The 26,197-nt window shown below is 67.0% G+C and carries 27 protein-coding genes and 1 pseudogene; 18 read left to right on the top strand and 10 right to left on the bottom strand.

What is annotated here, in order from left to right:
* Window positions 1–327 precede the first annotated feature (327 nt).
* The 6 genes and pseudogenes from MUH00_RS14190 to MUH00_RS14165 all read left to right on the top strand — a co-directional run.
* Window positions 328–606, top strand: a pseudogene (locus tag MUH00_RS14190) (winged helix-turn-helix transcriptional regulator); the annotation flags it as partial.
* 116 nt (window positions 607–722) lie between these two features.
* A complete protein-coding gene (gene msrB, locus MUH00_RS14185) occupies window positions 723–1,133 on the top strand; it encodes a peptide-methionine (R)-S-oxide reductase MsrB (protein WP_246999636.1) in 411 nt (136 codons plus the stop codon).
* A 203-nt stretch (window positions 1,134–1,336) separates the two neighbouring features.
* Complete coding sequence (locus tag MUH00_RS14180) at window positions 1,337–4,111, top strand: leucine--tRNA ligase (RefSeq protein WP_246999634.1); 2,775 nt, start codon at window positions 1,337–1,339, stop codon at window positions 4,109–4,111.
* 187 nt (window positions 4,112–4,298) lie between these two features.
* Window positions 4,299–4,583: a DdfA family disk-determining factor gene (gene ddfA / locus MUH00_RS14175; RefSeq protein ID WP_246999626.1), complete on the top strand. Its 285-nt coding sequence runs from the start codon at window positions 4,299–4,301 to the stop codon at window positions 4,581–4,583.
* A 145-nt stretch (window positions 4,584–4,728) separates the two neighbouring features.
* Complete coding sequence (locus MUH00_RS14170) at window positions 4,729–5,331, top strand: DUF420 domain-containing protein (RefSeq protein ID WP_246999624.1); 603 nt, start codon at window positions 4,729–4,731, stop codon at window positions 5,329–5,331.
* A 150-nt stretch (window positions 5,332–5,481) separates the two neighbouring features.
* Window positions 5,482–6,525, top strand: coding sequence for a S1C family serine protease (locus MUH00_RS14165; protein WP_246999622.1), 1,044 nt, complete (start codon window positions 5,482–5,484; stop codon window positions 6,523–6,525).
* 97 nt (window positions 6,526–6,622) lie between these two features.
* Here MUH00_RS14165 and MUH00_RS14160 read toward each other — a convergent pair whose 3' ends face one another.
* Both MUH00_RS14160 and MUH00_RS14155 read right to left on the bottom strand, forming a co-directional pair.
* On the bottom strand, window positions 6,623–7,396 hold the full coding sequence (locus MUH00_RS14160) for an ABC transporter permease (protein WP_246999620.1): 774 nt from the start codon (window positions 7,394–7,396) through the stop codon (window positions 6,623–6,625).
* Window positions 7,393–8,346: an ABC transporter ATP-binding protein gene (locus tag MUH00_RS14155; protein WP_246999618.1), complete on the bottom strand. Its 954-nt coding sequence runs from the start codon at window positions 8,344–8,346 to the stop codon at window positions 7,393–7,395. The genes MUH00_RS14160 and MUH00_RS14155 overlap by 4 nt, the downstream gene beginning before the upstream one ends.
* Before the next feature lie 138 nt (window positions 8,347–8,484).
* Here MUH00_RS14155 and MUH00_RS14150 point away from each other — a divergent pair, with 138 nt between their 5' ends.
* From MUH00_RS14150 to MUH00_RS14140, 3 genes are all read left to right on the top strand, one after another.
* The gene (locus MUH00_RS14150) at window positions 8,485–9,441 is read left to right on the top strand and encodes a TIGR03557 family F420-dependent LLM class oxidoreductase (RefSeq protein ID WP_246999616.1); all 957 of its coding nucleotides are present in this window, start codon (window positions 8,485–8,487) and stop codon (window positions 9,439–9,441) included.
* A gap of 103 nt (window positions 9,442–9,544) precedes the next feature.
* Complete coding sequence (locus MUH00_RS14145) at window positions 9,545–9,820, top strand: PIN domain-containing protein (RefSeq protein ID WP_246999615.1); 276 nt, start codon at window positions 9,545–9,547, stop codon at window positions 9,818–9,820.
* Window positions 9,821–9,881: 61 nt separating this feature from the next.
* The gene (locus MUH00_RS14140; RefSeq protein WP_246999613.1) at window positions 9,882–10,880 is read left to right on the top strand and encodes an aldo/keto reductase; all 999 of its coding nucleotides are present in this window, start codon (window positions 9,882–9,884) and stop codon (window positions 10,878–10,880) included.
* Window positions 10,881–10,893: 13 nt separating this feature from the next.
* Here the strand turns inward: MUH00_RS14140 and MUH00_RS14135 are convergent, their stop codons facing one another.
* Both MUH00_RS14135 and MUH00_RS14130 read right to left on the bottom strand, forming a co-directional pair.
* Window positions 10,894–11,541, bottom strand: coding sequence for a DsbA family protein (locus MUH00_RS14135; protein ID WP_246999611.1), 648 nt, complete (start codon window positions 11,539–11,541; stop codon window positions 10,894–10,896).
* 119 nt (window positions 11,542–11,660) lie between these two features.
* Complete coding sequence (locus MUH00_RS14130) at window positions 11,661–13,097, bottom strand: heme o synthase (RefSeq protein WP_246999609.1); 1,437 nt, start codon at window positions 13,095–13,097, stop codon at window positions 11,661–11,663.
* 132 nt (window positions 13,098–13,229) lie between these two features.
* On the opposite strand from MUH00_RS14130, the gene MUH00_RS14125 reads away from it, so the two are divergent.
* The gene (locus MUH00_RS14125) at window positions 13,230–13,580 is read left to right on the top strand and encodes a DUF7410 domain-containing protein (protein WP_246999607.1); all 351 of its coding nucleotides are present in this window, start codon (window positions 13,230–13,232) and stop codon (window positions 13,578–13,580) included.
* A gap of 62 nt (window positions 13,581–13,642) precedes the next feature.
* On the opposite strand, the gene MUH00_RS14120 is transcribed toward MUH00_RS14125, so the two are convergent.
* On the bottom strand, window positions 13,643–13,942 hold the full coding sequence (locus MUH00_RS14120; protein ID WP_246999605.1) for a DUF7111 family protein: 300 nt from the start codon (window positions 13,940–13,942) through the stop codon (window positions 13,643–13,645).
* A 389-nt stretch (window positions 13,943–14,331) separates the two neighbouring features.
* On the opposite strand from MUH00_RS14120, the gene MUH00_RS14115 reads away from it, so the two are divergent.
* The 3 genes from MUH00_RS14115 to MUH00_RS14105 all read left to right on the top strand — a co-directional run bounded on the left by MUH00_RS14115 (window position 14,332) and on the right by MUH00_RS14105 (window position 16,130).
* The gene (locus MUH00_RS14115) at window positions 14,332–15,234 is read left to right on the top strand and encodes a DUF3267 domain-containing protein (protein WP_246999603.1); all 903 of its coding nucleotides are present in this window, start codon (window positions 14,332–14,334) and stop codon (window positions 15,232–15,234) included.
* 92 nt (window positions 15,235–15,326) lie between these two features.
* Entirely contained in the window at window positions 15,327–15,620 is a 294-nt protein-coding gene (locus MUH00_RS14110) for a PadR family transcriptional regulator (protein ID WP_246999601.1), read from the top strand.
* Between the two features lie 66 nt (window positions 15,621–15,686).
* Window positions 15,687–16,130: an NUDIX hydrolase gene (locus tag MUH00_RS14105; RefSeq protein ID WP_246999598.1), complete on the top strand. Its 444-nt coding sequence runs from the start codon at window positions 15,687–15,689 to the stop codon at window positions 16,128–16,130.
* Window positions 16,131–16,247: 117 nt separating this feature from the next.
* Here the strand turns inward: MUH00_RS14105 and MUH00_RS14100 are convergent, their stop codons facing one another.
* On the bottom strand, window positions 16,248–17,393 hold the full coding sequence (locus MUH00_RS14100; protein ID WP_246999596.1) for an acyl-CoA dehydrogenase: 1,146 nt from the start codon (window positions 17,391–17,393) through the stop codon (window positions 16,248–16,250).
* A 196-nt stretch (window positions 17,394–17,589) separates the two neighbouring features.
* On the opposite strand from MUH00_RS14100, the gene MUH00_RS14095 reads away from it, so the two are divergent.
* On the top strand, window positions 17,590–18,636 hold the full coding sequence (locus MUH00_RS14095; RefSeq protein ID WP_246999594.1) for a phytoene/squalene synthase family protein: 1,047 nt from the start codon (window positions 17,590–17,592) through the stop codon (window positions 18,634–18,636).
* Window positions 18,637–18,659: 23 nt separating this feature from the next.
* Here MUH00_RS14095 and MUH00_RS14090 read toward each other — a convergent pair whose 3' ends face one another.
* Together MUH00_RS14090 and MUH00_RS14085 are read right to left on the bottom strand one after the other, a co-directional pair.
* On the bottom strand, window positions 18,660–19,838 hold the full coding sequence (locus MUH00_RS14090; RefSeq protein WP_246999592.1) for a hypothetical protein: 1,179 nt from the start codon (window positions 19,836–19,838) through the stop codon (window positions 18,660–18,662).
* Window positions 19,839–20,003: 165 nt separating this feature from the next.
* A complete protein-coding gene (locus MUH00_RS14085; RefSeq protein WP_246999590.1) occupies window positions 20,004–20,858 on the bottom strand; it encodes a 3-hydroxyacyl-CoA dehydrogenase family protein in 855 nt (284 codons plus the stop codon).
* 132 nt (window positions 20,859–20,990) lie between these two features.
* Here MUH00_RS14085 and MUH00_RS14080 point away from each other — a divergent pair, with 132 nt between their 5' ends.
* The 4 genes from MUH00_RS14080 (at window position 20,991) to MUH00_RS14065 (ending at window position 24,512) form a co-directional block, all read left to right on the top strand.
* Window positions 20,991–21,974, top strand: a complete 984-nt coding sequence (locus tag MUH00_RS14080; protein ID WP_246999588.1) for an ornithine cyclodeaminase family protein — start codon at window positions 20,991–20,993, stop codon at window positions 21,972–21,974.
* Window positions 21,975–22,043: 69 nt separating this feature from the next.
* Window positions 22,044–22,712, top strand: coding sequence for a hypothetical protein (locus MUH00_RS14075; RefSeq protein WP_246999586.1), 669 nt, complete (start codon window positions 22,044–22,046; stop codon window positions 22,710–22,712).
* Between the two features lie 136 nt (window positions 22,713–22,848).
* A complete protein-coding gene (locus tag MUH00_RS14070; RefSeq protein ID WP_246999584.1) occupies window positions 22,849–23,637 on the top strand; it encodes a class I fructose-bisphosphate aldolase in 789 nt (262 codons plus the stop codon).
* Between the two features lie 2 nt (window positions 23,638–23,639).
* Complete coding sequence (locus tag MUH00_RS14065; protein WP_246999582.1) at window positions 23,640–24,512, top strand: class 1 fructose-bisphosphatase; 873 nt, start codon at window positions 23,640–23,642, stop codon at window positions 24,510–24,512.
* A 60-nt stretch (window positions 24,513–24,572) separates the two neighbouring features.
* Here MUH00_RS14065 and MUH00_RS14060 read toward each other — a convergent pair whose 3' ends face one another.
* Entirely contained in the window at window positions 24,573–24,788 is a 216-nt protein-coding gene (locus tag MUH00_RS14060; protein ID WP_246999580.1) for a DUF8119 family protein, read from the bottom strand.
* A 108-nt stretch (window positions 24,789–24,896) separates the two neighbouring features.
* Complete coding sequence (locus MUH00_RS14055; protein WP_246999578.1) at window positions 24,897–26,069, bottom strand: hypothetical protein; 1,173 nt, start codon at window positions 26,067–26,069, stop codon at window positions 24,897–24,899.
* Window positions 26,070–26,197 lie beyond the last annotated feature (128 nt).

Genomic DNA, 26,197 nt, shown 5'->3' with positions numbered 1-26,197 from the left:
GGTTCATTACGTTGATCGTTTCGTGGTTCGGCGGTTCACTATACGGTCGATAAAACCGTTTCACTCGTCGAAACGATACGCGAAAGGAACGCGAGGTCGGACCGAACCCGGAGCCAGCGCGTCGTCACCGACGCTGCAGGTACCAGGCGCCACACCGAGGACCCCGAACGTGCCGTCGTGCCAGTCGAGAGGGGCCGTTCAACTAGTAACCGTGCATAACTGTAGTACGATACGTGACCATATTGGTCCGGACGGCGAGCCGGTTCGTATGAGCGATCTGCCGGACGGGGACGCGAACTGGAAATCCGGTATGAAGGCGAAGAGTAGTGTCCGACCACGCTCACCGCGACGCTGATCGGGAAGATGTGGCACGCCGCGATCGTTCATCGACTGCTCGACAACGGACCGCTCGGGTTCAACGCTCTCAAGACCGACGTGGACGGTATCTCGAGCGAGGCGCACTCGGACGTCTCGGAGGATCCGGAAGAGAAGCGTCTGGTCGACGGGGCGATCGTCAGCGAGATACCGGTTGCGGAGTACTCGCTGACCGACCTCGGCGAATCGCTCGCACCGATCATCCTCGAGATGGCCGCGTGGGGTGTAACGAACGCCTCACGGAACCGTTCGATTCGCCACCGCCGATCGGTGCGACCGCACCGGAGCCGCGACCGAACACCGCCGGTGGGGCGACACTCAAATGGCTGCGAACCCTACTGCGGGGCATGACCGATCGACTCGACGAGGAGCGAGTGCAGTCCGACGACGACTGGAAGGACCGGCTCTCGGGCGACGAGTATCAGATCCTGCGACAGTGCGGGACCGAACCGCGGTTTTCCTCGGACCTGCTGGACGTCAAGGAGGACGGCGTGTTCCGGTGTGCCGCCTGCGGCCAGGCGCTGTTCACGAGCGACGAGAAGTACGAATCGGGATCGGGGTGGCCCAGTTTCTGGGACCCGACGGACGACGACGCAGTCGAGACCAGGCCCGATCGCAGCCACGGGATGGTCAGAACGGAAGTCGTCTGCAGCAACTGCGAGGGGCACCTCGGGCACGTGTTCGACGACGGGCCCGAACCGACCGGGAAGCGATACTGCATCAACGGGGTCGCCCTCGAGTTCGAGTCCGACGAGTGAGGCGCCAGCGTGCGGGCGGAGTCTCGCGGCGAGGACTGTTACTGACCCAGACGGCAGCGCGGAATCGCCTCCGTTCGACGGCGCTCGAATCGCCGTTGCCCCGATCCCTTCCCGGTAATCGGATCAGCCGAGACCGGCGCGATCGGGCGGCCGAACAGTGATATAGCCGGCGCACCCACTACGCGACAACGACTTCCCCGAGAATGACGAGCCACTACGATCACGCACAAGTGCGGGAGTTCTGGCAGTACGTCTGGGAGCGCGACGACGTCTACGCGGTCGACGAGGACGCCGACGATCCGACCTACGTCCTCGGGATGTTTCCCTACACCTCCGGGACGCTCCACATGGGGCACGTCCGGAACTACGCGATCACCGACGCCTACGCCCGCTATCGACGGATGTGCGGCGACGACGTCCTCCACCCGATGGGCTGGGACGCGTTCGGACTCCCCGCGGAGAACGCCGCGTACGAACGGGCGAGCGATCCCGAATCGTGGACGCAAGCCTGTATCCGCCGGATGCGCGAGGAGCTCGAGACGATGGGCTTCGGCTACGACTGGTCGCGGGAAATCACCACCTGCGAGTCCGACTACTACCGCTGGAACCAGTGGCTGTTCAAGCGACTCTACGAAGCCGGGCTCGTGGAGTACGAGGCGGCGACGGTCAACTGGTGTCCGGACTGCGAGACCGTCCTCGCCGACGCGCAGGTCGAGGAACGCGAGGGCGAACGCAGTGACCCCTCGAATCGAGCGAGCGGCGACGCCGCGAGCCGCGAGGACGAGCGCAGCGAGTCCTCGGACCTGACGAACGGCGAAGCCGCGAGGCGCGACGGCGAACGGGTCTGCTGGCGCTGCGAAACGCCCGTCGGCCGCCGCGAACTCGACCAGTGGTTCTTCACGATCACCGACTACGCCGAAGACCTCCACGAGGGGCTGGACGACCTCGAGAAGTGGCCCGACGGCGTCCGCGAGATCCAGCGCAACTGGATCGGGCGCCAGGAGGGCGCTCGGATCCCGTTCGAGATCGATCGACCCGACGCGACCGGGACCGACGACGCGGGCGAACCGGACGACGGAACCATGACGGACACGATCGACGTCTTCAGCATCCGCCCCGACACGATCTACGGGGCGACGTACCTGGCCGTCTCGCCGGGACACGCCTTCGCGCGGGAACTTGCCGACGCGGACGACGCGGTCCGCGAGTACGTCGAGCGGACGCGCGAGCGACGCCCCGATCGGGCGGGCTACTCGGGGATCGAAACCGACGCGACGGCGATCCATCCGCTAACGGGCGATCGAGTGCCGGTGTACGTGGCCGGCTACGTCCTCGAAGACGTCGGCACCGGTGCCGTCATGGGCGTGCCGGCGCACAACGATCGCGACCACGCCTTCGCTCGCGAGCACGACCTGCCGATCGAGCGCGTGATCGTTCCGGAGGACGAACCCGTCGACGTCGACGCGGAGGCCTACACCGGCGAGGGGCTCCTCGAGAACAGCGGCGAGTACGACGGCCTCGAGAGCGAGACGGCCCGCGATCGACTGCTCGCCGACGTCGGTGCGATCGAGGTGGACGTCACCTACCGCCTGCGAGACTGGTTGATCTCGCGCCAGCGCTACTGGGGAACGCCGATTCCGGTCGTCCACTGCGACGACTGCGGTCGCGTCCTCGTCCCCGACGAGGAACTCCCGGTGGAGCTGCCGGAGTTCGTCCGAACCACGGGCAACCCCCTGGAGGAACACGAGTCCTTCCGCGAGACCGACTGTCCGGAGTGTGGCGAGCCCGCCCGCCGCGAGACGGACACGATGGACACCTTCGTCGACTCCTCGTGGTACTACCTGCGATTTCTCTCCCCCGATCTCGACGACGCGCCGTTCGACGCCGATCGCGCCGACGAGTGGCTCCCCGTCGACGTCTACGTCGGCGGCGAGGAGCACGCGATTCTCCACCTACTGTACATCCGCTTCTTTACGCGGGCGCTGGCCGACCTCGGCCTGCTCGATCGGCGCGAACCCGTCGAGAAACTGGTCAGCCAGGGAACGGTGCTGTACGACGGCGAGAAGATGTCCAGTTCGAAGGGGAACGTCGTCGCTCCCCGGGAGTACGGCGCGGAGACGACGCGGCTGTTCCTCCTCTCGGCCGCCCACCCCGAACAGGACTTCGAGTGGACCGCGAACAACGTCCGCGGCGCCTACGACCTCCAGCAGAGCCTCTACCGGATGGCCACCGCGTTCGTCGACGAGGGTGAGACGCGCGTCGAGCGCCGCCCCCGCGACGAGTACCTGGCCGACGAGATCGATCGGACGATCGCCGCGGCCACCGACGAGTACGAGCGGTTCCGGTTTCACCGAGCGGCGACGGAGATCCGGGACCTCACGCGGCTGCTGCGACGGTACCGCGAGTACGGTCGGCCACACGGCGAGGTCTACCGACGCGGGCTGTTGACCCTCGCGGCGCTGATCGCGCCGATGGCGCCGCACCTGGCCGAGGAGGTGTGGAACAAGCTCCGCGGCGAGGGACTCGTCGTCGAAGCCGACTGGCCGGAGCGCGAGGGCGTCGCGTACGGTCTCGAGCGCCGCCTCGTGGAGACGACCCTCGACGACGTCCGGGACATCGTCGACACCGCCGCGATCGACGATCCCGAACGGATCGAACTGGTCGTCGCGCCGACCTGGAAGTACCGGGTCGTCGAACACTACCGGGGCGCCGACGCCGACGAATCCCCCGTCGGCCGCGCGCTCGCCGACGACGGTGTCGCGGTCGATCGCGAGGCCGTCGCATCGTTCGTCGGGGACCTGGCCGGCTACGCGGAACTCGACCGCCACCTGTCGCCCGAGCGGGAGCGAACGGTCCTGGAGCGAGCGAGATGGCTCATCGCCGACGAGTTCGACGCCGACGCGACCGTTCGAACCCCGACAGACGACGAGTCGGCGGCGAAGGCGCGGCCGGGCAAACCCGCGATATATATCCGTTGACTATTATATAATTTTGGAGATACAATTCCGAAATCGGGACGATCGCACGAACGAGGTGCGAGCCGAACCCGACGCCCCCTCACTCTTTTCTCCCATCGATACCGACCCAGTCGATACCAATCGACTATCAGAAGTCAGATGTAAACAGATAGCTTTATTCCGCCCGATTCGGAAGGTGGAACCGAGCATGGAGGGGGGTGGTGACGGTATCGACACCACGGTTTATCAGTCGCCGAGTCAGTCAGTCGTCGAAACGATCGCAGCCGTCGAGGGAATTTCGGCGGAGGAACTGGGACCGCCGGAGTACGAACCGTTGCACACCGTCGTCGATCCCGCGGCGCTCGACGCGCTGTTCGCGAGGCGCACCGACGGCCGACCTCGGTCCAGCGGCACCGTCTCGTTCGCGTACTGCGGATACGAGGTCACCGTCGAACGGGATGGATCGGTGAGTCTCGAGGACCGGGAGGGGTGACGTCCAGGAGCCGTCGGATCGAAGCCCCGCCCGGGATCGGACTAACGATCCCGGCCGATCGATCGCCTCGATTTCGTGCGAGGATCGATCCCGCACTCGTTCCGGAAGGGGAAGACAGATACGGCGTCTTCCCTAATCCCCGACAATGGCAACTGCGGACGCGAGACGGCGACTTCGCAACCGACCGCTCGGGACGACGGTGCTGTTGACGGTCGTCGGGTACGCGCTGGTCATCGGAACGTTCGTACTCGAGATTCCGTTCTACCCCGATCTCACGAACGCGCAGATACACCTTCTCTCACACGTGATCGCCATCATCAACACGATGGCGACGGTGCTGCTGATCGCCGGCTGGTACTGGATTCGGACCGGCAAGATCGAAAAACACAGGCTGGCGATGACCGGAGCGTTCGGACTCATCCTCCTGTTTCTGGTCGTCTACCTGCTCCGCGTCGGCGGCGGCGGCGAGAAGTACTTCGTCGGTCCCGATTCCGTGTACTACGCCTATCTGATCATGCTGGCGATCCACATCATCCTCTCGATCGTCGCCGTGCCGGTCGTCCTCTACGCGTTGATCCTCGGGCTCACGCACACGCCGGCGGAGCTGCGCGGAACGTCGCACGCCCGGATCGGCCGGATCGCCGCTGGGTCATGGATTCTCAGCCTCGTCCTCGGCGTCGTCACGTACCTGCTGCTCAATCACGTCTTCGAGTACACGTTCACGCCGACGATCGCGATTCCCGCATAGATCGCGCTCGAGGATGCTACGGATCGCGATTTCGCAGTCGTTCGAGGAGCCGGCCGTCAACCATGTTACCATGCACCACTAACCTTATTACCAACCTTCCCTTACCTCAGGTGATCGACGGCCACCAGCCGCCGAGCACCGAGTATTTCGATGTCCGCACGCGAACCGAACTTCACCGAACTGTACCGCGACGTCGCCCCGGCCGTCGTCTCGATCTACGTCGACGGCGATCGATCGGGTCGCGGAGCCGGCTCCGGCTTCGTCTACGATCGATCGGGGGCCGTCATCACCAACCACCACGTCGTATCGGGCTTCGGCCGGACCGAAAGCGCCGGTCGAGTCGCCGATCCGACGCTCGAACTCCGCTTCAGCGAGGGCGACTGGCGCGTCGGCCGCGTGGTCGGAACCGATCCCTACACCGACCTCGCCGTCGTCGAAGTCGAGGCGCTCCCGTCGTACGTCGATCCGTTGCCGGTCGCCTCGGAGAATCCGGAGCCCGGACGATCGGTCGCCGCGTTCGGGAACCCGATGGGTCTCGACGGGACCATCACGACCGGCATCGTCAGCGGCATCTCACGGACGACGCCGGTCGGCGGCGGGTTCGCCATTCCCGACGTCGTCCAGACCGACGCGCCGATCAACCCAGGCAACAGCGGCGGTCCGCTCGTGGCCGTCACGGCGGACGGGGCGCCGGAAGTCGTCGGCGTCAACCGGGCACGAAGCGGGGACAACATCGGCTTCGCCATCTCGCCGGCCCTCGTCTCCCGCGTCGTCCCCGAACTGATCGAACGCGGCCGGTGCGACCACGCGACGCTCCACGTCAGCACCCTCGACGTCTCGCCAACGGTCGCCGAAGCGAACGGCCTCGACGAACCCGGCGGCGTCCTCGTCGTCGACGTCCGCGAGGGTCCCGCGAGCGGCGTTCTCGGCGGCTGTCACTCGACCCGTCGCGTTCGCGGTCGCGCCGTCCCCGTCGGCGGCGACGTGCTCGTCGGGATCGACGATCGCGACCTTCGATCGACGGAGGAACTGACGAGCTATCTGCTCACGGCGAAACGGCCGGGCGAAGCCGTCGATCTCACGGTTCGTCGTCGATCGGGCGACGCCCGGGAGACGGTCCGTCTCGCGGGTCGAACCGGCATCCCCGCTGATAGCGGTAGCGGCGCCGACACCGGCGGCATCGAGATTCGGTGACGATCCGGTAGCACGTCGCGGTCGACGGGACCGTGGTGCGAGTCCGCGGTTCGGACGACCGATCGGAAAACTCGGGTGAGAGGTATCGTCCTGCAATTCAATCGGTCCGCGGGATCGATCGCGCGCCGAGCGCGAACGCGACGACGGCGACGACCGCGAGGATCGCGAGGTTCGCGATCGCGGGATCGACGCCGGCGACCGGCGGCGCACCACTCTGCGGGTAGGTCGCGGCCCGGACGCCGCGCGCGAAGTAGGTCAGCGGCGAGAGGTTCACCAGCGGCTCGAACCAGCCGGGAAGCTGATCGAGGGCGATGAACGTCTCCGAGAGGAACAGGAGCGGGAGGCCGATCGCGTTGCTGGCGGCGATCGCGCCGTCCTGGGAGCCCGTGTAGCTGCCGAGCACGGCGCCGACGCCGCAGAAGCAGCCGACGCCGACGAGGACGTACGGCACCAGCCACGGCGAGAAGACGATCTCGGCGCCGGTCAGCAAGACGACCAACGCGAGGATGAGCACGCTCGCCAGCCCGATGATGACGGCGTTGACGACCGTCTGAGCGAGCAGCCATTCCCCTCGCGTCAACGGCGTCGTCGCGAGTTTTTCGAAGCGGTTGCCCTCCCGGTGGCGCGCCACCTCGCTGCCCATCCGGGACAGCGGCGTGAAGAGAACGACGACGGCGAGGTAGCCGGGGACGTAGTAGGCCGCCGGCTCCGTGAACAACCCCTCGCCCGTGGGATCGGTTCGGACGAGCGCCCCGAAGATGACGATGAGGATCACCGGGAAGAAGAACGTGAAGAAGACGGCGGTCCGGCGGCGGACGAACGATCGCCAGCCGGCGCCGGTTTCGGCGCGAACGCGACCGACGCGGCTCACGCCGTCTCACCCGCTTTCGCGAGGTCGCCGCGCGCTCCGATCCGATCGGTGCGGGCGCGTTCCGCGTCGTCGGCCAGCGCGAGGTAGACGTCCTCGAGGTCGGGTTCGGCCCACGCCAGCCCCGTGTACTCGACGCCCTGATCGTCGAGGTAGTCGACGACGGTCCCGATCTCGGCGGGTTCGACGTCCCGGACGACGACCGCCTCGCCGCGGCCGTCCGCGTCGATCGGGTACGCGAGGTCCGCGAACGCGTCGGGGTCGGCCGCGGTCTCGATCGTCAGGCGGTTCGAGCCGCCGTGGTCCCGGACGAGCGACTCGGGCGTTCCCTGTGCGACGATCGCGCCGTCGGCGAGCAGGCCGACCCGATCGGCCAGCCGTTCGGCTTCGGCCATGTCGTGCGTGGTGAGGACGACGGTCGTCCCGCCGGCGGCGAGGTCCTCGATCAGCCGCCAGACGGTCCGACGGCCCGCGGGGTCGATGCCGGTCGTCGGCTCGTCGAGGAAGAGGACGTCCGGGTCGTTGACCAGCGTCGCGCCGACGCAGACCCGCCGTTGCTGGCCGCCCGAGAGGTCCTCGTACCACGTCCCTCCAGCGTCCGCGAGGCCGACATCTGCGAGAACGCCGTCGGGATCGCGAGCCTCGTCGTAGAGGCCGGCGTAGTACGCGAGCAGCTCGCGGGCGCCGAGCCGATCCGGCGGCGAAAAATCCTGCGGGAGCACGCCGAGCCGACGCCGATCGACCGTCGTCGGCGACTCGCCGAGCACCCGCACCGTCCCGGAGTCGGGTTCGGTCGTCCCGGTCAGCGCGCGGACGAGCGTCGTCTTGCCGGCCCCGTTCGGACCGATCAGCGCGAACACCTCGCCCGCCTCCACCGCGAGCGACGCTCCCGACAGTGCCGTCGTCTCGCCGTAGGTTTTCCGTACGTCCGTCGCCTCGACTACGGCTTCCATACGGGCGGCTATCCGCCGGCGGTGGGTAAGCGGTTCGATTCCGGTTCCCGAAGCGCTTCGTCGTCCGTCGGAGGTCGCCGGTCGCTCTTGCCGTCGCAGGCTGAAGCGTTACCCGGACGACGGTGGTAGCGGGCCGCTATGACCCAACTCGGTTACACCCTTTCGAGCGAGGAACACGGACCGAACGTGCTCGTCGAGAACGCCCGCCACGCCGAAGAGGTCGGCTTCGACTTCGTCTCTATCTCGGATCACTTTCACCCGTGGATCTCCGCCCAGGGCGAGTCACCGTTCGTCTGGTCCACGCTCGGCGCGATCGCGGCGCGAACGAGCGAGATCGACGTCGGCGTCGGCGTCACCTGCCCGACGACGCGCATCCACCCGCTGAACGTCGCCCACGCCGTGGCGACGATCGACGTGATGTTCGGCGATCGGTTCACCTTCGGCGTCGGCACCGGCGAGAACTTAAACGAGCACGTCACGGGCGAGCGCTGGCCGGAACACGACGTTCGGCTCGAGAAACTCGAGGAGGCGATGGACGTCATGCGCGCGCTCTGGACCGGCGAGACGACGAGCCACCACGGCGAGCACTACACGGTCGAGAACGCGCGCCTCTACACCTGCCCCGACGAGCAGCCGACGACGATCGCGAGCGCGTTCAACCCGCAAACGGCGGAGTGGGCCGCCGAGCACGGCGACGGCCTCTGGACCGTGGGCCCGCAAGAGAGCGTCCGCGAGACCTTCGAGGATGCCGGCGGCGAGGGTCCGAAATACACGCAACTTGACGTCTGCGTCGCCGAGACCGAGGACGAGGCGATCGAGACCGTCTACGAGAACTGGCCGAACGGCGCGCTGCCGGGCGAACTCTCCCAGGAGCTCTCGACCCCGGCGCACTTCAAACAGGCGACGCAGATGGTCGAGAAGGCGGACATCGCGGAGGGAAGCACCGTCACCGATTCCGATCCGCAGGCCCACGTCGACAGCATCCAAGAGGCGATCGACGCCGGCTTCGATCACGTCTACGTCCACCAGATCGGCCCCGAGCAGGAGGCGGCGATGGATTTCTACGAGGAGGACGTGCTGCCGTCGTTCCGGTGAGCGTCAATCCGGAGCCCCCTCCGTCGCGGGTTTCGAAAACACGAGACAGTAGGTGTGATCGTAGCCGTAGCCGAATCGGTCACGGGTAAGTTCGACTACAGTGATGGAACTCTGGGAGGGAATCCATCTCGCCGAGTCGACCGACCGCGAGCGAACGGTGGTGAAGAACCTGCTCGGCGACCTTCGAGAAGTGCCGTTCGATCGCGAGTGCGCGACGGTCGCCGGAGAGATCAACGCGACGCTACGACGTGACGGAGCACCGATCGAGGATGCCGACGTGATGATCGCCGCCACGGCCCGCGTTCACGACGTTCCGGTAGTGACGAACACCGTCGATCACTTCGAGCGAGTCGACGGTCTCGAAATTCTGACGTACTGACCGAGAGTACCCGATCGCCGCTTCCCCATCCGTTTTCACGGTCGGACGTGAACCCGCTCCCATGGAGTATACTACGCTCGGAGACACCGGAACGACCGTATCGCGACTCTGCTACGGCACCTGGCGCTTCGGCAAGGAGAGCGGCGACACCGTCGAGACCGATCGCGAAGAAGCACACGAACTGCTCGACGCTTGCCGGGACCACGGCATCAACTTCATCGACACCGCGAACGTCTACGGCGACCCCGACGGCACCAGCGAGGAGTGGATCGGCGAGTGGCTCGAAGACCAGAACCGCGAGGACTTCGTCATCGCCTCGAAGGTCTACTTCCCCTTCGACGGGTGGGGCGAGCCCGGGCCGAACGACTCCGGGTTAGGCCGAAAGCACATCCGGGCGCAGATCGAGGGCACCCTCGACAGGTTGGGAACCGACTACCTCGACCTCTACTACATCCACCGCTGGGACGAGGATACGCCGATCCGCGAGACGCTCTCCGTGCTCACCGACCTCGTTCGCGAGGGGAAAGTCCACTACCTCGGCGCCTCTTCGATGGCCGCCTGGCAGCTCACGAAGGCGCTGTGGACCAGCGACGTCGAGGGGCTCGAACGGTTCGACGTCACCCAGCCGATGGTCAACGCCGCCCACTACGACGCCGTCGGGGACTACCTCGACGTCTGCGCCGACCAGGACCTCGCCGTGTGCCCCTACTCGCCGCTGGCCGGCGGCTTTCTGACGGGCAAGTACGATCGCACCGAGGACGGCGGCGTCGCAGCGCCGGACGGCTCCCGCGGGAGCCTGAACGACGTCTTCGAGGATCGCTACGCGACCGATCGGGCCTGGGACGTCCTGGAGGCCGTCGAGTCGGTCGCCGACGAGGTCGACGCCGCGCCGGCGCAGGTCTCCCTGCGCTGGCTGATGGAGCAGGATCGATTCACCTGCGTGCCGATCGTCGGCGCGCGATCGCCCGACCAACTCGAGGAGAACGTCGGCGCGGTCGAAATCGACCTCACGGACGAGCAGTTCGATCGGATCGACGCGGCCCGGTCGTCGGACGACTGATCCCCGAATTCAGTTACCGCGCGTTCTCGACCGCGTCGATGATCGCGTCCGCGTCGAACGGATCCTCGACCGCCTCGCCGTCGACCAGCACCGTCGGCGTCTCGTTCACGCCGTTTTCGTCGCCGCGCTGCCAGTCGGCCGCGATGACGGGATAGTACGTGTCGTTCGCCAGCGCGTCCGCGACGGTATCCCGGTCGACGTCGAACTCGTCGGCCGCGAGCGCGGCCAGCCCCTCGTCGCTTTGGTCGTCGACGCCGGCGACCGCGCGCTTGTACTCGAAGAACGCCCCTGCGGGATCGTCGTCCGTCATCGTTTCGGCCTGGACCGCGCGCCCGGCGTTCGCCATCGGGACCGATCGGTCGTCGTCGACCGGGAGCGGGAAGTCGCGGTGGCGATAGGTCGCGTCGTCCGGGTTGAGCATGCGCTCCTCGAGTTCGGGGAGGACGTCCGCGTCGAAGTCGTGGCAGTGCGGGCAGGCGAAGTCGCTGTAGGCGTCGATCGAGACGGGCCCGGCGCCGATCGACGGGGCCGGAAGCTGGTCGGGATCGGGGTCGACCTCTTTGAGTTGGTCGGGAAGGGACGCCTCGAACAATCCCGTACAGCCGGCGATCGAGGCGATCGCGCCCGCACCGGTCAGCGCGAGAAACGAGCGACGGTTCATGAGGGAGCTAGCGGCTGGGGCGTGTTATCGCTGACGTTCCCGGACGGCGAGGTCGTCGGTCGAAACTCGCGGCCTCGGAGACGATGGCCGGCGGTCCGTCTCGCGATTATCGAACCGCGTCAGAAGGGCCTTCCCAGAACGAGTGCGTCCACGAGCACCGCGACCAGCACCGCGCCGAGGAAGGCGTTGGAGGCGTGGAACGATCGGAACGCGGCGGTCTCGGTCTGCTCGAAGTGGAGCCGAACCGCCGCCCAGAGGAAAATTCCGCCGAAGACGGCGACCGTCGCGGCGTACAGCGCGCCGAGGTCGGTGATCCACGCGAGCGCGATCGTGCTGCCGAGCGTCCCGGCGAGGTAGTAGAGGATGTGTTTCCGGGTTTCGGTCTCGCCCCGGACGACGGGCATCATCGGGAACCCGCCGCGGGCGTAGTCGTCCTTGTAGGCCAGCGCGAGGTTGTAGAAGTGCGCCGGCGTCCAGAGGAAGATGACGCCCGCGAGCGCGAGCGCCGGCCAGCCGATCTCGTTGGTGACGGCGGCCCAGCCGATCAGCGCCGGCAGCGCGCCCGCGAAGCCGCCGATGACCGTGTTCTGAACCGTGTTGGGTTTGAGCACGAGCGTGTAGACGACGCTGTAGAACAGGATCGCGGCGAACCCGAGCGCGGCCGCGAGGGCGTTGACCGTCAGGAAGACGGCCATCGAGGCGCCCGTCAGGAAGAATCCGAACAGCAGGGCGTTGCGCACCGGGATGAGATCGGTCGCCAGCGGCCGATCGGCCGTCCGCGACATCCGCCGATCGACGTCGCGTTCGAGGACGTGGTTGAACGTCCCCGACGCGCCGATCGCGAGGACGCCGCCGCCGAGCGTGGCGACGATCGTGTGGCGGTCGAGCGCCGGTCCGGCGGCCAGCGCCATCCCTGCGGCGGCGACGAGACAGAGCAGCCACATCAAGCGGGGCTTCATCATCTTGAAGTAGGCGAAGGCGGTGAGCCGGGCGCGTTCGAGTCCGCCGGACGGGGTCGATCGCTTCGGGACCGGTGCCCCGGGTTCGTCGATCGGCTCCGGGTTCGGCCGTTCGATCGCGTCGTCTTCCTCGCCCGTCGCGAGTTCGAGGTCCCAGGCGAGCGCGAGCACGACCGCCGTGAAGATGGCGAGCCCGAGCGCGAGGTGCAGCCCCGGAACGATCGCCGCGGGGCCGACCGTCGCGGTGACGGCGCCGACGCCGATCTGGACGACGTAGAGGACGGCGCCGACGAGCAGGAGCGCCCGAACGCGTCGGGTCGCGTCACCGAGCGCTGCGGTGATCGCCGTCGCCGCGACCAGGAAGCCGACGAGGACCGCGGCGAGTCGGTGCCCCCAGGCGATCGCGAGTTGGGTCTGGTTCAACGGATCGGTCGGCGCGTGACACGTCGGCCACGTCGAACACGCCGCGGCGGCGTTCGTCAGCGACGTCGTCGCGCCGACGATCAACAGGAGGTAGACGCCCACCGCGGTCGCTGTGAGCAGCGCGGCAAAGCGGCGTTGCGTGCCGATCGGGCGAGGAAACGGCTCGGTTGTCACGGCTATTCTCGTGTGAACCTTCGACTCTGGATATTTATGGCTCCCGCTTTTTCCCGGTCGGTAGTGACCGATTACGCGAGTGTCTGGCACGCAGTACGGCGGTTACCGGATGCGGAAGTCGGCCGAAGAACAATGAGTGTCGAGGTCGTCCCTGCGATCGTGGCGACTCGCGACGCCGAATCCGAACCCGAGACCGACATCCAGCGGGGCGCGACGACCCGCTCGATTCCGGCGACCGCCGTGCCGGACGAAGCAGCGGCGGTCCGCTGTCCCTACTGCGGTCGGCCGTTCCGACGGCGGCGCCAGCGATCGCTCCATCAGGGGATCGAACACCCCGATCGGCTCTCCGATCGGGAGCGCGCGGCCTTCGAACGCGCCGCCCGCGAGGAAACCGCGGCACTCCGCCGATTTCGGTTGTACGTCCTCGGATCGCTCATCCTGCTGTACTTCCTGTTTCTCATCGTCTACGCGCTTGTCGCCTGAACGGCGGTTGTCACCCGAGCGCCGTCAGCGGCGATCGACGAGCACGAAACGATTCGTGCGGGTCACATCCCCATATCCGCGGCCGCCTCTGGAACCGGCAACTCGCGTGGCGAGACGCCGAGTACTTCCCCCGCGTGATCGAGCGCCATATCGAACCCGTAGTACCGCTCGAGTTCGTCGCCGTCGGCCGTCGACCGGACCTTCAACATCGCGTAGCCCTCTCTGTTCTGGGCGATCGCGGCGGTCCCGCTCGCGCGCGTCGAGTCGTCGATCGATCGGAATTCGAGGATCCGCTCCGTCTCGGTCTCCTCGTAGCTGGCCCGAATGCCGTTCGCCTCGGCGATGTGGTCCGCGTCGGTCATGCGTGTCACTCGGGAACCGACCACCGGGAACCTGTCGATTCCGGCTAGGAGTCATCCGATTCCGATCGACGGGGGGATTTGGGTACTATCTTGGGTGGTCAGTCAGCATCGAAAACACCACGACAGCACCTTTCAGTCCCACCCGCGGTGGCATCCTGGTCAACCGCTACGGGTGGGACTGAAAGGTGCTGCCGTTGAGCAGACGCGGAGCGTCTGCGATGCTCGGGAGAGCTGCGTTCTCCCGAGCATCGCGGAAGCAAGCTTCCGCTCAACGCCAGGGACTTCCGTGGTGTTCGTAATCGTTTCCGTACCGCGGACTCCGCACCTGCGCCCACGTCGAACGAATCGACACCGACATTCATTTTTCGGCTCCGTCGAGAGTGTGGGTCGTGACAGCGCCGACGGCCGACACGTCACAGCCCTCCCGGCCGATCGCGACCGTTCGCGTGAGCCGGGCGATCGCGGTCCGGACGATCGTCGTCTCGGTCGTCGCCTTTTTCGCGTCCGCCTACGGCTTCGGACACCTCCGGGCCGCGGTTCGCGGCGAGTCGTTCGAACCGATCGTCGTGCCTGCGACCGCGCCGCCGGACGCGATCGGCTGGCTCGTCGCCACGCTGGGGCTGATCGTGCTCGTCGTCGCTCCGCACGAACTCGTCCACGGGCTGTTCATGGCCCGGTACGGCGGATCCCGCACCTACGGGGTCGGGGTCTCGCGCTTCCTGCTGCCGTACGCCTACGCCGCGGCGGACGGGGCGAGCTATTCGCGCAATCAGGTACTCGTCGTGGTGCTCGCCCCGCTCGTCGGCATCACAGCCGTCGGCGTCCTGGCAATGGCGATCGTCCCCTCGACCCTGCTCGTCGTCGCGCTCGCCGTCAACGTCGCCGGCTCGATCGGCGACTGCTGGATGGCCGGCGTCCTCTGTCGGTACCCGGCCGACGTTCGGATCACTGCGCTCCCGGACGGTGATGGGCGGGGGTTCGGCATCTACGGACCGACCGAAGCCCGCGACGAACGGCTCTCGGAGCCGAGTGCGCTCTCGAGGTTCGTCCTCGGCGTCGTCGCCGCGACCGTCCTGATCGCGGGTGCACTGCTCGTCCTCGTCTTCTACTCGCTGACCGTCGGCGACGGAGACGTGGTCCTCGCCGGCGACGGCTGGCTGCTCTTCCGACACGAACGCCAGCCGGGCGGCAGCGTCCACCTCGCGCTCGGCGCCCGGCTGCTGGCGGCCGTCGCGATCGCCGGCGGGCTCGTACAGGTCGCGATCGATCGGCTGTGGCGAGCGCTCGGTTGACCGATCCCGACGCGGCCGAACCCGCGTCGCCGAGTGTGGGGATCGCGGACCGTAACGTTCGAGCGATTCCCCGATCGATATCGAGCCAACGCATGGCGAAGTGGCTCCAGAGCGGTCGACGACGCGACACGTGTGTTCTGCTCGCGGCCGGCGGCGAGATGCGGGGCCAGCGGCTGAAATCCCAACTCGAGTCCCACTACGACGAGCACATCGAACCGAAGTCGTTCTACGGCTCGCTGTCGGCGCTGGTCGACGCGGGATTCGTCGAGGAGCGGACCGAGGGGATCCACGACGTGTACGCGCTGACCGAGGCCGGCGAACGGCGGGTGCGAGAACACTACGAGTGGATGCGATCGAGCCTCGACGCGAACGGCGACACCGAGTGACACCCTGTCGGAGACGACTGGCTCGGGTCAGCAGGTTTATCTACGACTGATCGGAACAGCGGGCAAATGGGCTCGGACGAGTATGTAGTGAACGTGCAGGGCGCCGTCGTTCGAGACGAGGAATACCTCCTCATCGAACGCGCCGCCGAAGAGGACCACGCCGGCGGGAAGCTAGGATTCCCGGGCGGAAAAGTCGAACAGGAACCAGGCGGGGAAGCGACCATCGAGGCGACCGCGAGGCGCGAACTGCGCGAAGAGGTCGGCGTCGAGGTCGGCACCGTCGAATACGTCTTGAGTAGAACGTTCGAAGCCGACGACGGAACACGGTGTCTCAACATCGTGACCCTCTGCGAACACGAGTCGAGTACCGCACGTCCGCGATCGCCCGCCGAAGTCGTCGACGTCTTCTGGTTGTCGACGGCCGAGATCGCCGACCGCGAGGACGCTCCGGACTATCTCGAACGGGACGTGAAACGGATCGACTCCCATCGCCACAGCGGATCGGCGTAAGCCGTCACCGTTCTCTGCGGGCTTCGGACGGGCACGATCGCCGGGATACGAACCCCGTCTTTCGGGCTCGGTTCGATCGAGCCGGGTAACTCGTGGCGCCGATCGGGTCGATCCGGCTTACTCGGAAAGTACCTGATCGCCGATCGTGTTCCGGAGCACTTCGCTCGTCCCCTCGTAGATCTCGTTGAGCTTGGCGTCGCGGTAGAACCGTTCGGCGGGGAAGTCCTTGGTGTAGCCGTAGCCGCCGTGGATCTGGATGCCCTCGTTGGCGACCTCGCGGCTGACCTCGGAGGCGTAGAGTTTGGCCTGGGCGGCGTCCTTGATGAAGGTCTCGCCGCGAATCTTCTTGTCCGCGGCTTTGTGCATGAGCATCCGGGAGGCCTGGATCTTCGTGTCCATGTCGGCCAGCTTGTGCTTGATCGCCTGGAACTCGCCGATCGGCTGGCCGAACTGCTCGCGCTCGCGGGCGTAGTCGCGGGCCTCGTCGAACGCGGCACGGGCGATGCCGACGCTCCGGGCGGCGATCGTGATGCGGCCGCCGTTCAGGGTCTTCAGGGCGTGGACGAAGCCCTCGCCCTCCTCGCCGAGCCGGCGCGATTCCGGGATCCGGAGGTCGTCGAAGCGGAGTTCCGCCGTCGGACACCCCTTGTCGCCGAGTTTCTCCTCCGTACCTTCGACGATGAAGCCGTCGTCCTCCTCGGGCCGGACGACGAACGACGAAATGCCCTTATTGCCGGCGTCGGGGTCCGTCTTCGCGAACAGGGTGATCGTGTCCGCGACGGAGCCGTTCGAGATCCAGAGCTTCCCGCCGTTGATCACGTACTCGTCGCCCTCCTCTTCGGCGGTGGTCTCCATCGCCGGCACGTCGCTCCCCGCGCCGGCCTCCGAGAGCGCGAACGCACCGATGTCAGTTCCCTCCGCGAGCGGCGTCAGGAACTCCTCCTTTTGGGCCTCGTCGCCGAACTCGTAGAGCATGTTGCCCGCCAGCGAGGTGTGGGCCGCGACGATCGTTCCCAGCCCGCCGGAGCCGCGGGAGATCTCCTCGAGGCCGATCGCGTAGGAGTGGTAATCCAAGCCGGCGCCGCCGTACTCCTCGGGGAAGGGCATTCCCAGCAGCCCCAGTTCCGCCATCTCGCTCACGAGGTCGCGGGGGAACTCGTCGTCGTGGTCGATCTCGCCGGCGATCGGCACGATCTCCTCGTCGACGAACTCCGAAACCATGTCCCGGATCTGCCGTTGTTCGGCTGAGAGCGCGAAGTCCATACCACGACTGTCGATCGGTCGGTTCTTTACTGTTGTTCCAATCGGTCTCCCGTTCACTCTCGTGTATCGCGATCGCGATGTTCGTCCTCGCGAGGTGCGGGGTCTGCCGTCTCCCGCTGGCAAATTTGTCAACGATCGGAATATCCCGCCGGGACCACGGTGTTTTTCCCGGATGGGAACAAAACCCATCCGTTAGATGACCACGGGCCAGCACGAAGAAACAGTCGACGCCGACCTCGAATGGTGTTTCGAGGCGGTACACGGCGTTTCGCGGACTTTTTCGATCACTATCGATCGACTCGACGAGCCGATGGCGACGCACATCTGCCTCGGCTACCTGCTCTGTCGGATCGCGGATACCATCGAAGACGCCGGCCACATCCCGCCGGAGACGCAGACGGAGCTGCTGACCGCGTACGATCGGCTGCTCGATCCCGACGACGAGCTGACGGTCGGCGAGTTCATGGACGCCGTCGAGCCGTGGCTCCCCGACAGCCGAGACAGCGACTGGGAGGTCGTGGCCAAGACGCCGCAGGTCCTGCGGACCTTCGAATCGCTCGAGGCGGAGCCTCGGGAGATCATGCGCGATCCCGTTCGGGAGCTCGTCGACGGGATGGCGATGTTCACCGATCGGTACGCGGACCACGGCGGATTACGGCTGCAGACCCTGGAGGAACTCGAAGAGTACTGCTGGTACGCCGCCGGCACCGTCGGGACGCTGATCACCGGGCTCGTGGCCCGCGGCGCCTCTCAGGAGCGCGCCGACGAGCTGCGCTCGAACGCCCGCTCGTTCGCGTTGCTGTTGCAACTCGTCAACATCGCCAAGGACGTCGAGAACGACTACCACGAGGAGAACAACGTCTACCTGCCCGCCGAGTGGCTCGAAGAGGAGGACGTCGCCGTCGAGAACGTCACCGACGCCTCGAATCACAGCGGAGTCACGAACGTCATCAGACGGGTCACCGGGCGGGCGGAGACGTACCTGGACGACGCCCAGCGCTACCTCGAAGTCGTCCCCGAGACCCACGGCAACCGGCTCTCGGCGTGGGCGATTCCGTACTTGCTCGCGGTCGGTACGATGCGGGAACTTCGCGAACGGCCCGAAGACGTCATCCGCGAGGGCGACGTGAAGGTCTCGCGCGCGGAGGTGTTCGCGCTCCTCCAGCAGTTCGAGGAGGGCGTCCCGCGATCGCGACTCGCCGATCTCCGCAGCGAGATGGCCGAGAAACCGCTCCACGATTGATCGACGCCGAAACGTCTCGAGTTCTAGTTCGGTTCGGCCCGCCGAACGACGGCCGTTTGTCGCCCGATCTGCGAACAGAGATAACCGACAGCGCCGGCGCCGACCCCCCACGGGACGAAGAGGACGCCGGCGAACAGGGGATCGAATCCGAAGACGTAGTACGGTGAAAACGCTGCGACGGGGACGAGCGGCGCGATCACCGCTATCGCGCCGAACTGCCAGGCGGACTCCCCGCACTCGAGCGCGTACCCGAGCGGCAGAAACAGCGCCGCGGCGAGGCCGAAGGAGGCGGCGAGCAGCGCGAGGGCCGGACCGGAGAGGAGCCAGCCGAGGCCGCCGAGGGCCCCCGCCGTTCCGGCGGCGATTCCGACGAGCGTCCGTCGACCGACGGTCCCGCCGAGCCGATCGACGCCGCGCTCGATCGCCGATCGACCCGGTCCACCCAACGGAACCAAGAGTCGACCGGTCCTGGCCGTAGAGGCCGCGACGGTCGCGATCCCGAGAAGAGCGACGGGAGCGATTCCGGCTCGGACGGTGTGCTCGAGGACCAGCGGCCCGAAGACGACCGAGCCCGATCCCCACGATTCCAGCGTTCCGACGACGTCCGATCGGCCGTAGGTCACGTACGTCTTCTGGACGGGAGCGCCGGTTCCGCCGCGGGCGTCGCTCGCTATCCACGTCACCGTTCCGTCCTCGGCGACGGCGTTCGGCGGTTCGTTCGCCGCCTGGTATCCGTCCGGGAGGTGAATCGTCACGCGGTCCGCCGCGAGCTCGTACCGCTGGTTCGTCCCGCCGGCGTAGAGGTAATCGAAGACCCAGCCGTCGCCCACGCCCGCCGTGGCGACGTCGTCGACCGCGTACCGAACGACGACGGTTCGCTCGGAGATCGACGCGTCGACGTCGTCGCGATCGTCTCCGACGGTGTCGTAGCGACGCCAGCCGTCTTCGACGGCCGCGTCGAGCGCCGCGGGATCGCTCCGGTACGCGTCGGCGGCGTTGCCATCGACGGGGACGCGGGCGATCCACTCCGAGTCCCCGTTCTCGTCGACGTGAATGTCGAGCGTGCCGCCATCGGTCGCCCCGTCGAGTCCGTCGCAGACGCTGCAGACGGCGAGGGGCGGGGGAGCCGCGCCGACGAGGGCGGCGGTCGCGAGGACGACGAGGAGACTGCAGCCAACTAGGGCGGGAAGGGACGTACGCATCGGCGCGTAATCGGTCGCGCGATCGTAAATAATTACCTACAGTTGAGAACAGGATTCAACAGAGAATGCGCGAAGACGAGCGACGACTCCGAGAGCGATGACTCCGCGACGCGAATCGCAGAGAATACCCACGACCGAAACCGTGGAGTGAGCTACTCGATCGGCTCAATCGTACTCGTAGAATCCCTTCCCGGTCTTCTTGCCGAGTTCGCCGGCTTCGACCTTCCGCTTCAGGAGGTAGGCGGGCTTGTACCGATCGCCGAGTTCCTCGTACAGCGTCTCGGAGGCGTGCAAGCAGATGTCGAGGCCGATGTGGTCTGCCAGCGTCAGCGGTCCCATCGGGACGTTCGTGCCGAGTTCCATGCCCGCGTCGATGTCCTCCTTCGTGGCGACCCCCTCGTCGTAGGCTCGGATGCCCTCGTTGATCCAGGGCATGAGGATCCGGTTCGTGACGAAGCCGGGCTTGTCGTCGGACTCCCAGGTCGTCTTCTCGAGATCCTCGGCGATCTCGTGGGCCAGTTCGACGGCCTCGTCGGTCGTCTTCTGCCCGACGACGACCTCGACGCCCGTCATGATCGGAACCGGATTCATGAAGTGGAGGCCAACGACGCGCTCGGGCCGATCGAGCACCGACGCGATCGAGGTGATCGAGAGCGTGCTCGTGTTGGTCGCGAGCAGGACGTCATCGTCGCAGACCGACTCGAGGTCCGCGAAGATGTCCCGTTTGACGTCCATGTTTTCGAGGGCGGCCTCGACGACGAGATCGCAGTCCGCGAGGTCGTCGAGGTCGGTCGTCCCCTCGATCCGATCGCGGATCGTCTCGGGGTCCGCCGGAAGGGCGTCCTTCCCCGCGAGGCGATCGAGGCTGTGTTCGATGCTGCCGAAGCCGTTCTCGACGAACTCGGGTTCGACGTCCCGCATCCGGACGTCGTAGCCGTGGGTCGCGGCGACCTGCGCGATCCCGCTGCCCATCGTTCCCGCGCCGACGACGCCGATTCGATCGATCTGATCGCGGACCATACACGGCCGTATTCCCGAGGCGGGCGTAAGTGTGCTGGTTCCTGCCCCGAACTACCGCCGACGCACCGCGCAACGGGGACCTCGGGCGCCGCTAAGGGGTATCACTTTAGTCTCGTCATCGAATCAGGTGGTATGGTCACGGTGCTCACCGCGAACGACGTCGAATCGCTGTGCGATGTGGAGACGATCCTGCCGGCAGTCGAAACCGCGCTCGTCGAACAGGCCGCGGGGAACGTCGAACGGCCCGATCGGCCCCACTTCCCGGTCGGGGCGGGACTGGACGGAAACGATCCTCGCGGCACGGCGCTGACGATGCCGGCGTACGTCCGCGGCGAGCCGTACTACGCCACGAAGCTCGCGAGCGTCCACGAGGGCAACGAGTCCCGCGGACTGCCGACGATCCAGGCCCAGATCGCGCTCACCGACGCCAAGACCGGACGGCCCGTCGCGTACATGCCCGGGACGCGCGTGACGAACGTGCGAACGGGCTGCGTCGGCGGACTCGCGGCCCGATCGCTCGCCGCCGAGCCCGTTCGACTGGCGGTGATCGGCGCCGGCGCACAGGCGCGCTGGCAGACGCGGGCGATCGCGGCGACCTCGGACCTCGACTCGGTGTCGATCTACTCGCCGAGCGACTCGAAGGACGAGTGTGCCGACGACCTCTGCGCAGACGGGATCCCGGCCGAAGCCGTCGAGACGCCTGTGGACGCCGTCTCGGACGCGACGGTCGTCGTGACGGCGACGACGAGCACCGAGCCGGTGTTCCCGGCCGACGCGACCGACGCGGAGCTGGTCGTCGCGGTCGGCGCCTACACCGCCGCGATGCGGGAACTCGAACCCGCGCTCGTCGAGCGCGCCGATCGACGCTTCGCCGACGTACCCGGCGAGGCAATCGAGACGGGCGATTTCCGGGATATCGGGGCGGAGATGGACGATCTCGAGCCGCTGGCGAGGGCGTTCGCGGACGATCGGCCGATCGAACGCGCGGACGGACTCGCGGTGGTGAAAAGCGTCGGGAGCGCGGTCATGGACTTGACCGCGGCGACGGCTGTCTACCGGCGGGCCCGGGCCGACGGCGCCGGAACCGAGGTTCCGTTCCGAACCGGCGGCGAGTGATGGTCCGTTTAGAAGTTTGGGTAACTTTCAAGACGTGAGAGTGTGAGCTACGGGTAACCGGTGAACCGCGTGAATAAGGAATTGATACGGAGCGACCCCGAGGCCGACAGCGGCGCCGATCGGGACGACGTCGAACAGTCCGAGTCGGTGACCGATCGGGGCGGGGAGACGGTCTCTCCGACGAAACTGGTGTTCGGCATGGGATCGGCGCCGGACCGCGCCGGGGAGCGGATCGAATCGGCGGAACGAGCGGCCCTCGAGGCGGCCGGCGTCGACCCCGCCGTCGTCGAGAACAAGGAGTACTCCTACCGGATGCTGCTCGACGACGGCGTCGACGACGAGGCTGCGGACGCGCTCCGCCGGCGCTTTTCGCTCCCCTGGTCGTTCGAGAGCGACGGGGATCTCGATCTGCGATCGGCCGCCGTGCGGGGGCTCGACGACGCCGAGCGCGAGTGGATCGCCGCCAGCGGAACCGAGGACTGGCAGTCGTTCGATTACGCCCGGTCGCGAACCGTCGACGTCGGTCGGGACGAACCGGCGGAGCGCCCGTGGCCGAAACCGACGGCGGTGACGGCGGTGACCGGCGTCGGTCCCGAGGACGCCGATCGACTCGCCGAGGCCGGCATCCGATCGGCCGAGCGGCTGGCGACGATCAACGCGTTCGACGTGGCGAAGGCGCTCGATCTGAACGTGTTGCACGTCCGGACGTGGCGACACAACGCGCGCGAGTTGCTGTGATCGCGATCGACCGGGTCGGCCGATCGCGACCGGCCCGTCGCATCGTCCGCGATCGAAATCGTTTACTACTTCAGTAAGTAATTTAGTTAATTGAGACCACCAGAGATATATAGCGGCCTGGTGGACCAACTACCAGATGATTCCGATCGACGATTCACCGATCGTCCGCGACGGCAAGTGTCTGATTCTGGCGATGGATCACGGGCTGGAGCACGGGCCGGTCGATTTCGAAGACGTCCCGGAGAAACTCGATCCGTCGACGGTGTTCGAGACGGCGACCCACGACGCGGTCACCGCCATGGCCGTCCAGAAAGGGATCGCGGAGGGCTACTACCCGAGCTACGAGGACGACGTCAACCTCCTCCTGAAGCTGAACGGCACCTCGAACCTCTGGATGGGCGAGCCCGACTCGCCGGTCAACTGCTCGGTCGACTACGCCGCCGAACTCGGCGCCGACGCCGTCGGCTTCACCGTCTACAGCGGTTCGAACCACGAGGTGGAGATGTTCGAAGAGTTCCGCGACGCCCAGGAGAAGGCCCGCGAACACGACATCCCGATGGTCATGTGGTCCTACCCGCGCGGACAGGGGCTCAAGAACGACACCAAGCCGGGCACCATCTCCTATGCGACCCGCATCGCCCTCGAGCTGGGTGCCGACATCGCGAAGGTCAAGTACCCCGGCAGCCCCGAGGCGATGCAACACGCCTGCAGGGCCTCCGGCGACATGATGGTCGTCATGAGCGGCGGGTCGAAGACCTCGGACTACGAGTTCCTCTCGACCGTCGAGGCCGCCGTCCAGTCGGGGTGTAAAGGGCTCGCCGTCGGCCGCAACGTCTGGCAGCGCGAGAACCCCACCCACATCCTCGACGCCCTCGAGAAGGTCATCTACGAGGAGGCGACCGCCGACGCCGCGCTCGAGGAGTGATCGTGACGGTGTCCGACCCGGTCGTCGAGGCGGTCGTGTCGACCGTCTGCCGGACGGCCACCGAGATCCGCCAGGGACTGATCGGTCGCCGCAACACGGTCGACGAGGCGAACCCGAGCGGCGAGACCCAGGTCGAGGCGGACGTCTGGGCCGACGACCTGCTCGCCGATCGGCTCTCGTCGATCGACGGCGTCGGACAGTACGCGAGCGAGGAGCGGTCGGACGTGCTCGACTGCGGCGGCGACCCGGATACCGAGACGGACGCGTACGCGGTCGCCGTCGATCCCCTCGACGGCTCCTCGAACCTCCGGTCGAACAACAGTATGGGGACGATCGTCGGCGTCTACGACGCCTCGCTGCCGGCCCGGGGTGACGCGCTCGTCGCGGCTTGCTACGTCCTCTACGGGCCGGTCACGACGATGGTACTCGCCACCGAGGAGACCGTCACCGAGTACGAACTGACCGGCGGCGAGCGAACGATCGTTCGGCGAGACGTCACGCTCCCCGACGAGCCGGTCGTCTACGGCTTCGGCGGCCGCGTCCCCAACTGGACCGACGCGTTCAGCGAGTACGCCCGCGAGATCGAGCGCGAACTCAAACTCCGATACGGCGGCGCGATGATCGGCGACGTCAACCAGGTGCTCACCTACGGCGGGATCTTCGCCTATCCGGGGCTCGAATCCCGTCCGGAAGGCAAACTCCGCCTCCAGTTCGAGGGGAACCCGATCGGCTACATCGTCGAACGGGCCGGCGGCCGCTCCTCCGACGGCGAGCGATCGCTTCTGGCTGTCGAGCCGAACGACGTCCACGGTCGAACGCCCCTCTTCGTCGGTAACACCGACCTGATCGATCGACTCGAAGCGGCTCTCGAGTAAGGATCGAACGGTCCCCCGTTCTCGATTCGCATCGGCGTCGCTCGCTACGGCGACCTCCCGTTACCGCCACCCCGCCGTGATCAGTACGTAGCCGCCGACTCCGAACAGTAGCGCGACGTAGAACGCCCAGCGCGGCCAGCCAGCCGTGAGAAAGAGGAGCGTCAGGAAGACGACCCAGAGCGTGACGACGAACAGGTCGACGAGCAGGCGAGCCCCCATTCTCATCGCGCGGCGGACGGTCCCGGACCGGTTCGAGCGGGAGGCGTCGTTACTCATCGGCTATCGATCGGGTGCCTGCGGTCCGTTTCGGGCTCGGAAGCGGTCGCGACGTCGGTTCCATCCGCGATTCGAATTCCGTCTTGATGTGCAACATTCGTCGATCACTCAGAAGTGGTACCCGTGCATCTCGGTCAGTCGGTACGCCGCGACGCCCCAGATGTAGCTCTGTCCGGGCCACCAGGTTCGGGCGTTGTTGAAGCCGGCGACGAGGACGTCGCCGTCCTCGCCGTCCGGATCGGGGTGGTAGCTCACCGAGCCGCTGTCCCCGTCCGTCAGGTCCATCTCGCCGCCCCACCGGATCTGACCGTGGCGGCAGAAGTCGTCGGTGAAACAGGTGATCGCGTCGATCCCCTGGATCCGACCCCTCGTGTGGCCGGTCAGCGCCCCGACTTTCTCCAGTTCCTTTCCCCGGGCGATGAGGTCGGCCAATCCCCAGCGAGTGTACTGGCCGCGGATTCGGGTCGTCGTCGGCGCGTCGATGGCGGGCGCCGGATCGACCTGCTGACGGGGTTCGATCGCGACGACGTCTTCGCCAGGGTGGATGTGCGCGACGGTCCCGAGCTCCAGGGAGTCCGCGTCTTGAACCGGAAGGAAGAGTTGTCGTCTCCCGAGTTCCGCGTTCCCGTCGAAGGCGTGTGCGGCCGTCACGAAGAACTGTCGCCGACCGTCGGGATGGTACAGCGCGGGTCCGAGCGTCGCCAGACTGGTGGTCGTTTCGCAGGCGACACCGCTCGGAACCCGATCGTCGACCACGGAGCTGATGATTCGCGGTTCGAGCGGTTCGAGCCCGTCATGGATCTCGCCCGACTCGACGATCGTCTCGACGCTCACCGGGACGTCGCCCGAAAGCTGGTCGATCGTCTCCCTGAGCGACTTGGCGTCCGCGGAAATGCCGACCGAGACGGTCGCGGTCCCGCTGGCGTAGTCACCGGGGACGACCACGCTCCCGAGGTACCCGGTGAAGCCGTACCGCGCCAGCAGTTCGTTCACCTCGAGGGCCTTCTTGACGGACGCGTACCACTCGGCGGGGACGTGGCGAACCCGTTCCTCGAGCGACCACGGATCGTTGGGAGCGTTCCGGACGAGCGCGGTGACGACCGGGACCTCGCCGTCGTCGGCCGCGAGGAAATCGTCGACGCCGAGGAGGCGAGACGCGCCGAGCGCGTAGCCGCCGGTGACGAGCGTTCTGAGGAACTCACGACGATCCATCCCCGCGTGCAACCGATCGCGAAGGCTCGCGAGCCGGTGGACCAGAGACGGCGACTGGGTGCCTGACATATCGTCGATTCCGATTCGCGTACTCGTTTCCCGCTGACTCCCGCTCCGCCGACGCTACGGGCGACCTTCAGGAGCCAGTCATAGCTGTCGAATGGACGACGAAAACGTCGATAGGGGTTGTGCCTGCA

This window comes from Halosolutus gelatinilyticus (assembly GCF_023028105.1).
Lineage (GTDB): Archaea > Halobacteriota > Halobacteria > Halobacteriales > Natrialbaceae > Halosolutus > Halosolutus gelatinilyticus.
This window is presented reverse-complemented; position numbering and strand designations above follow the sequence as displayed.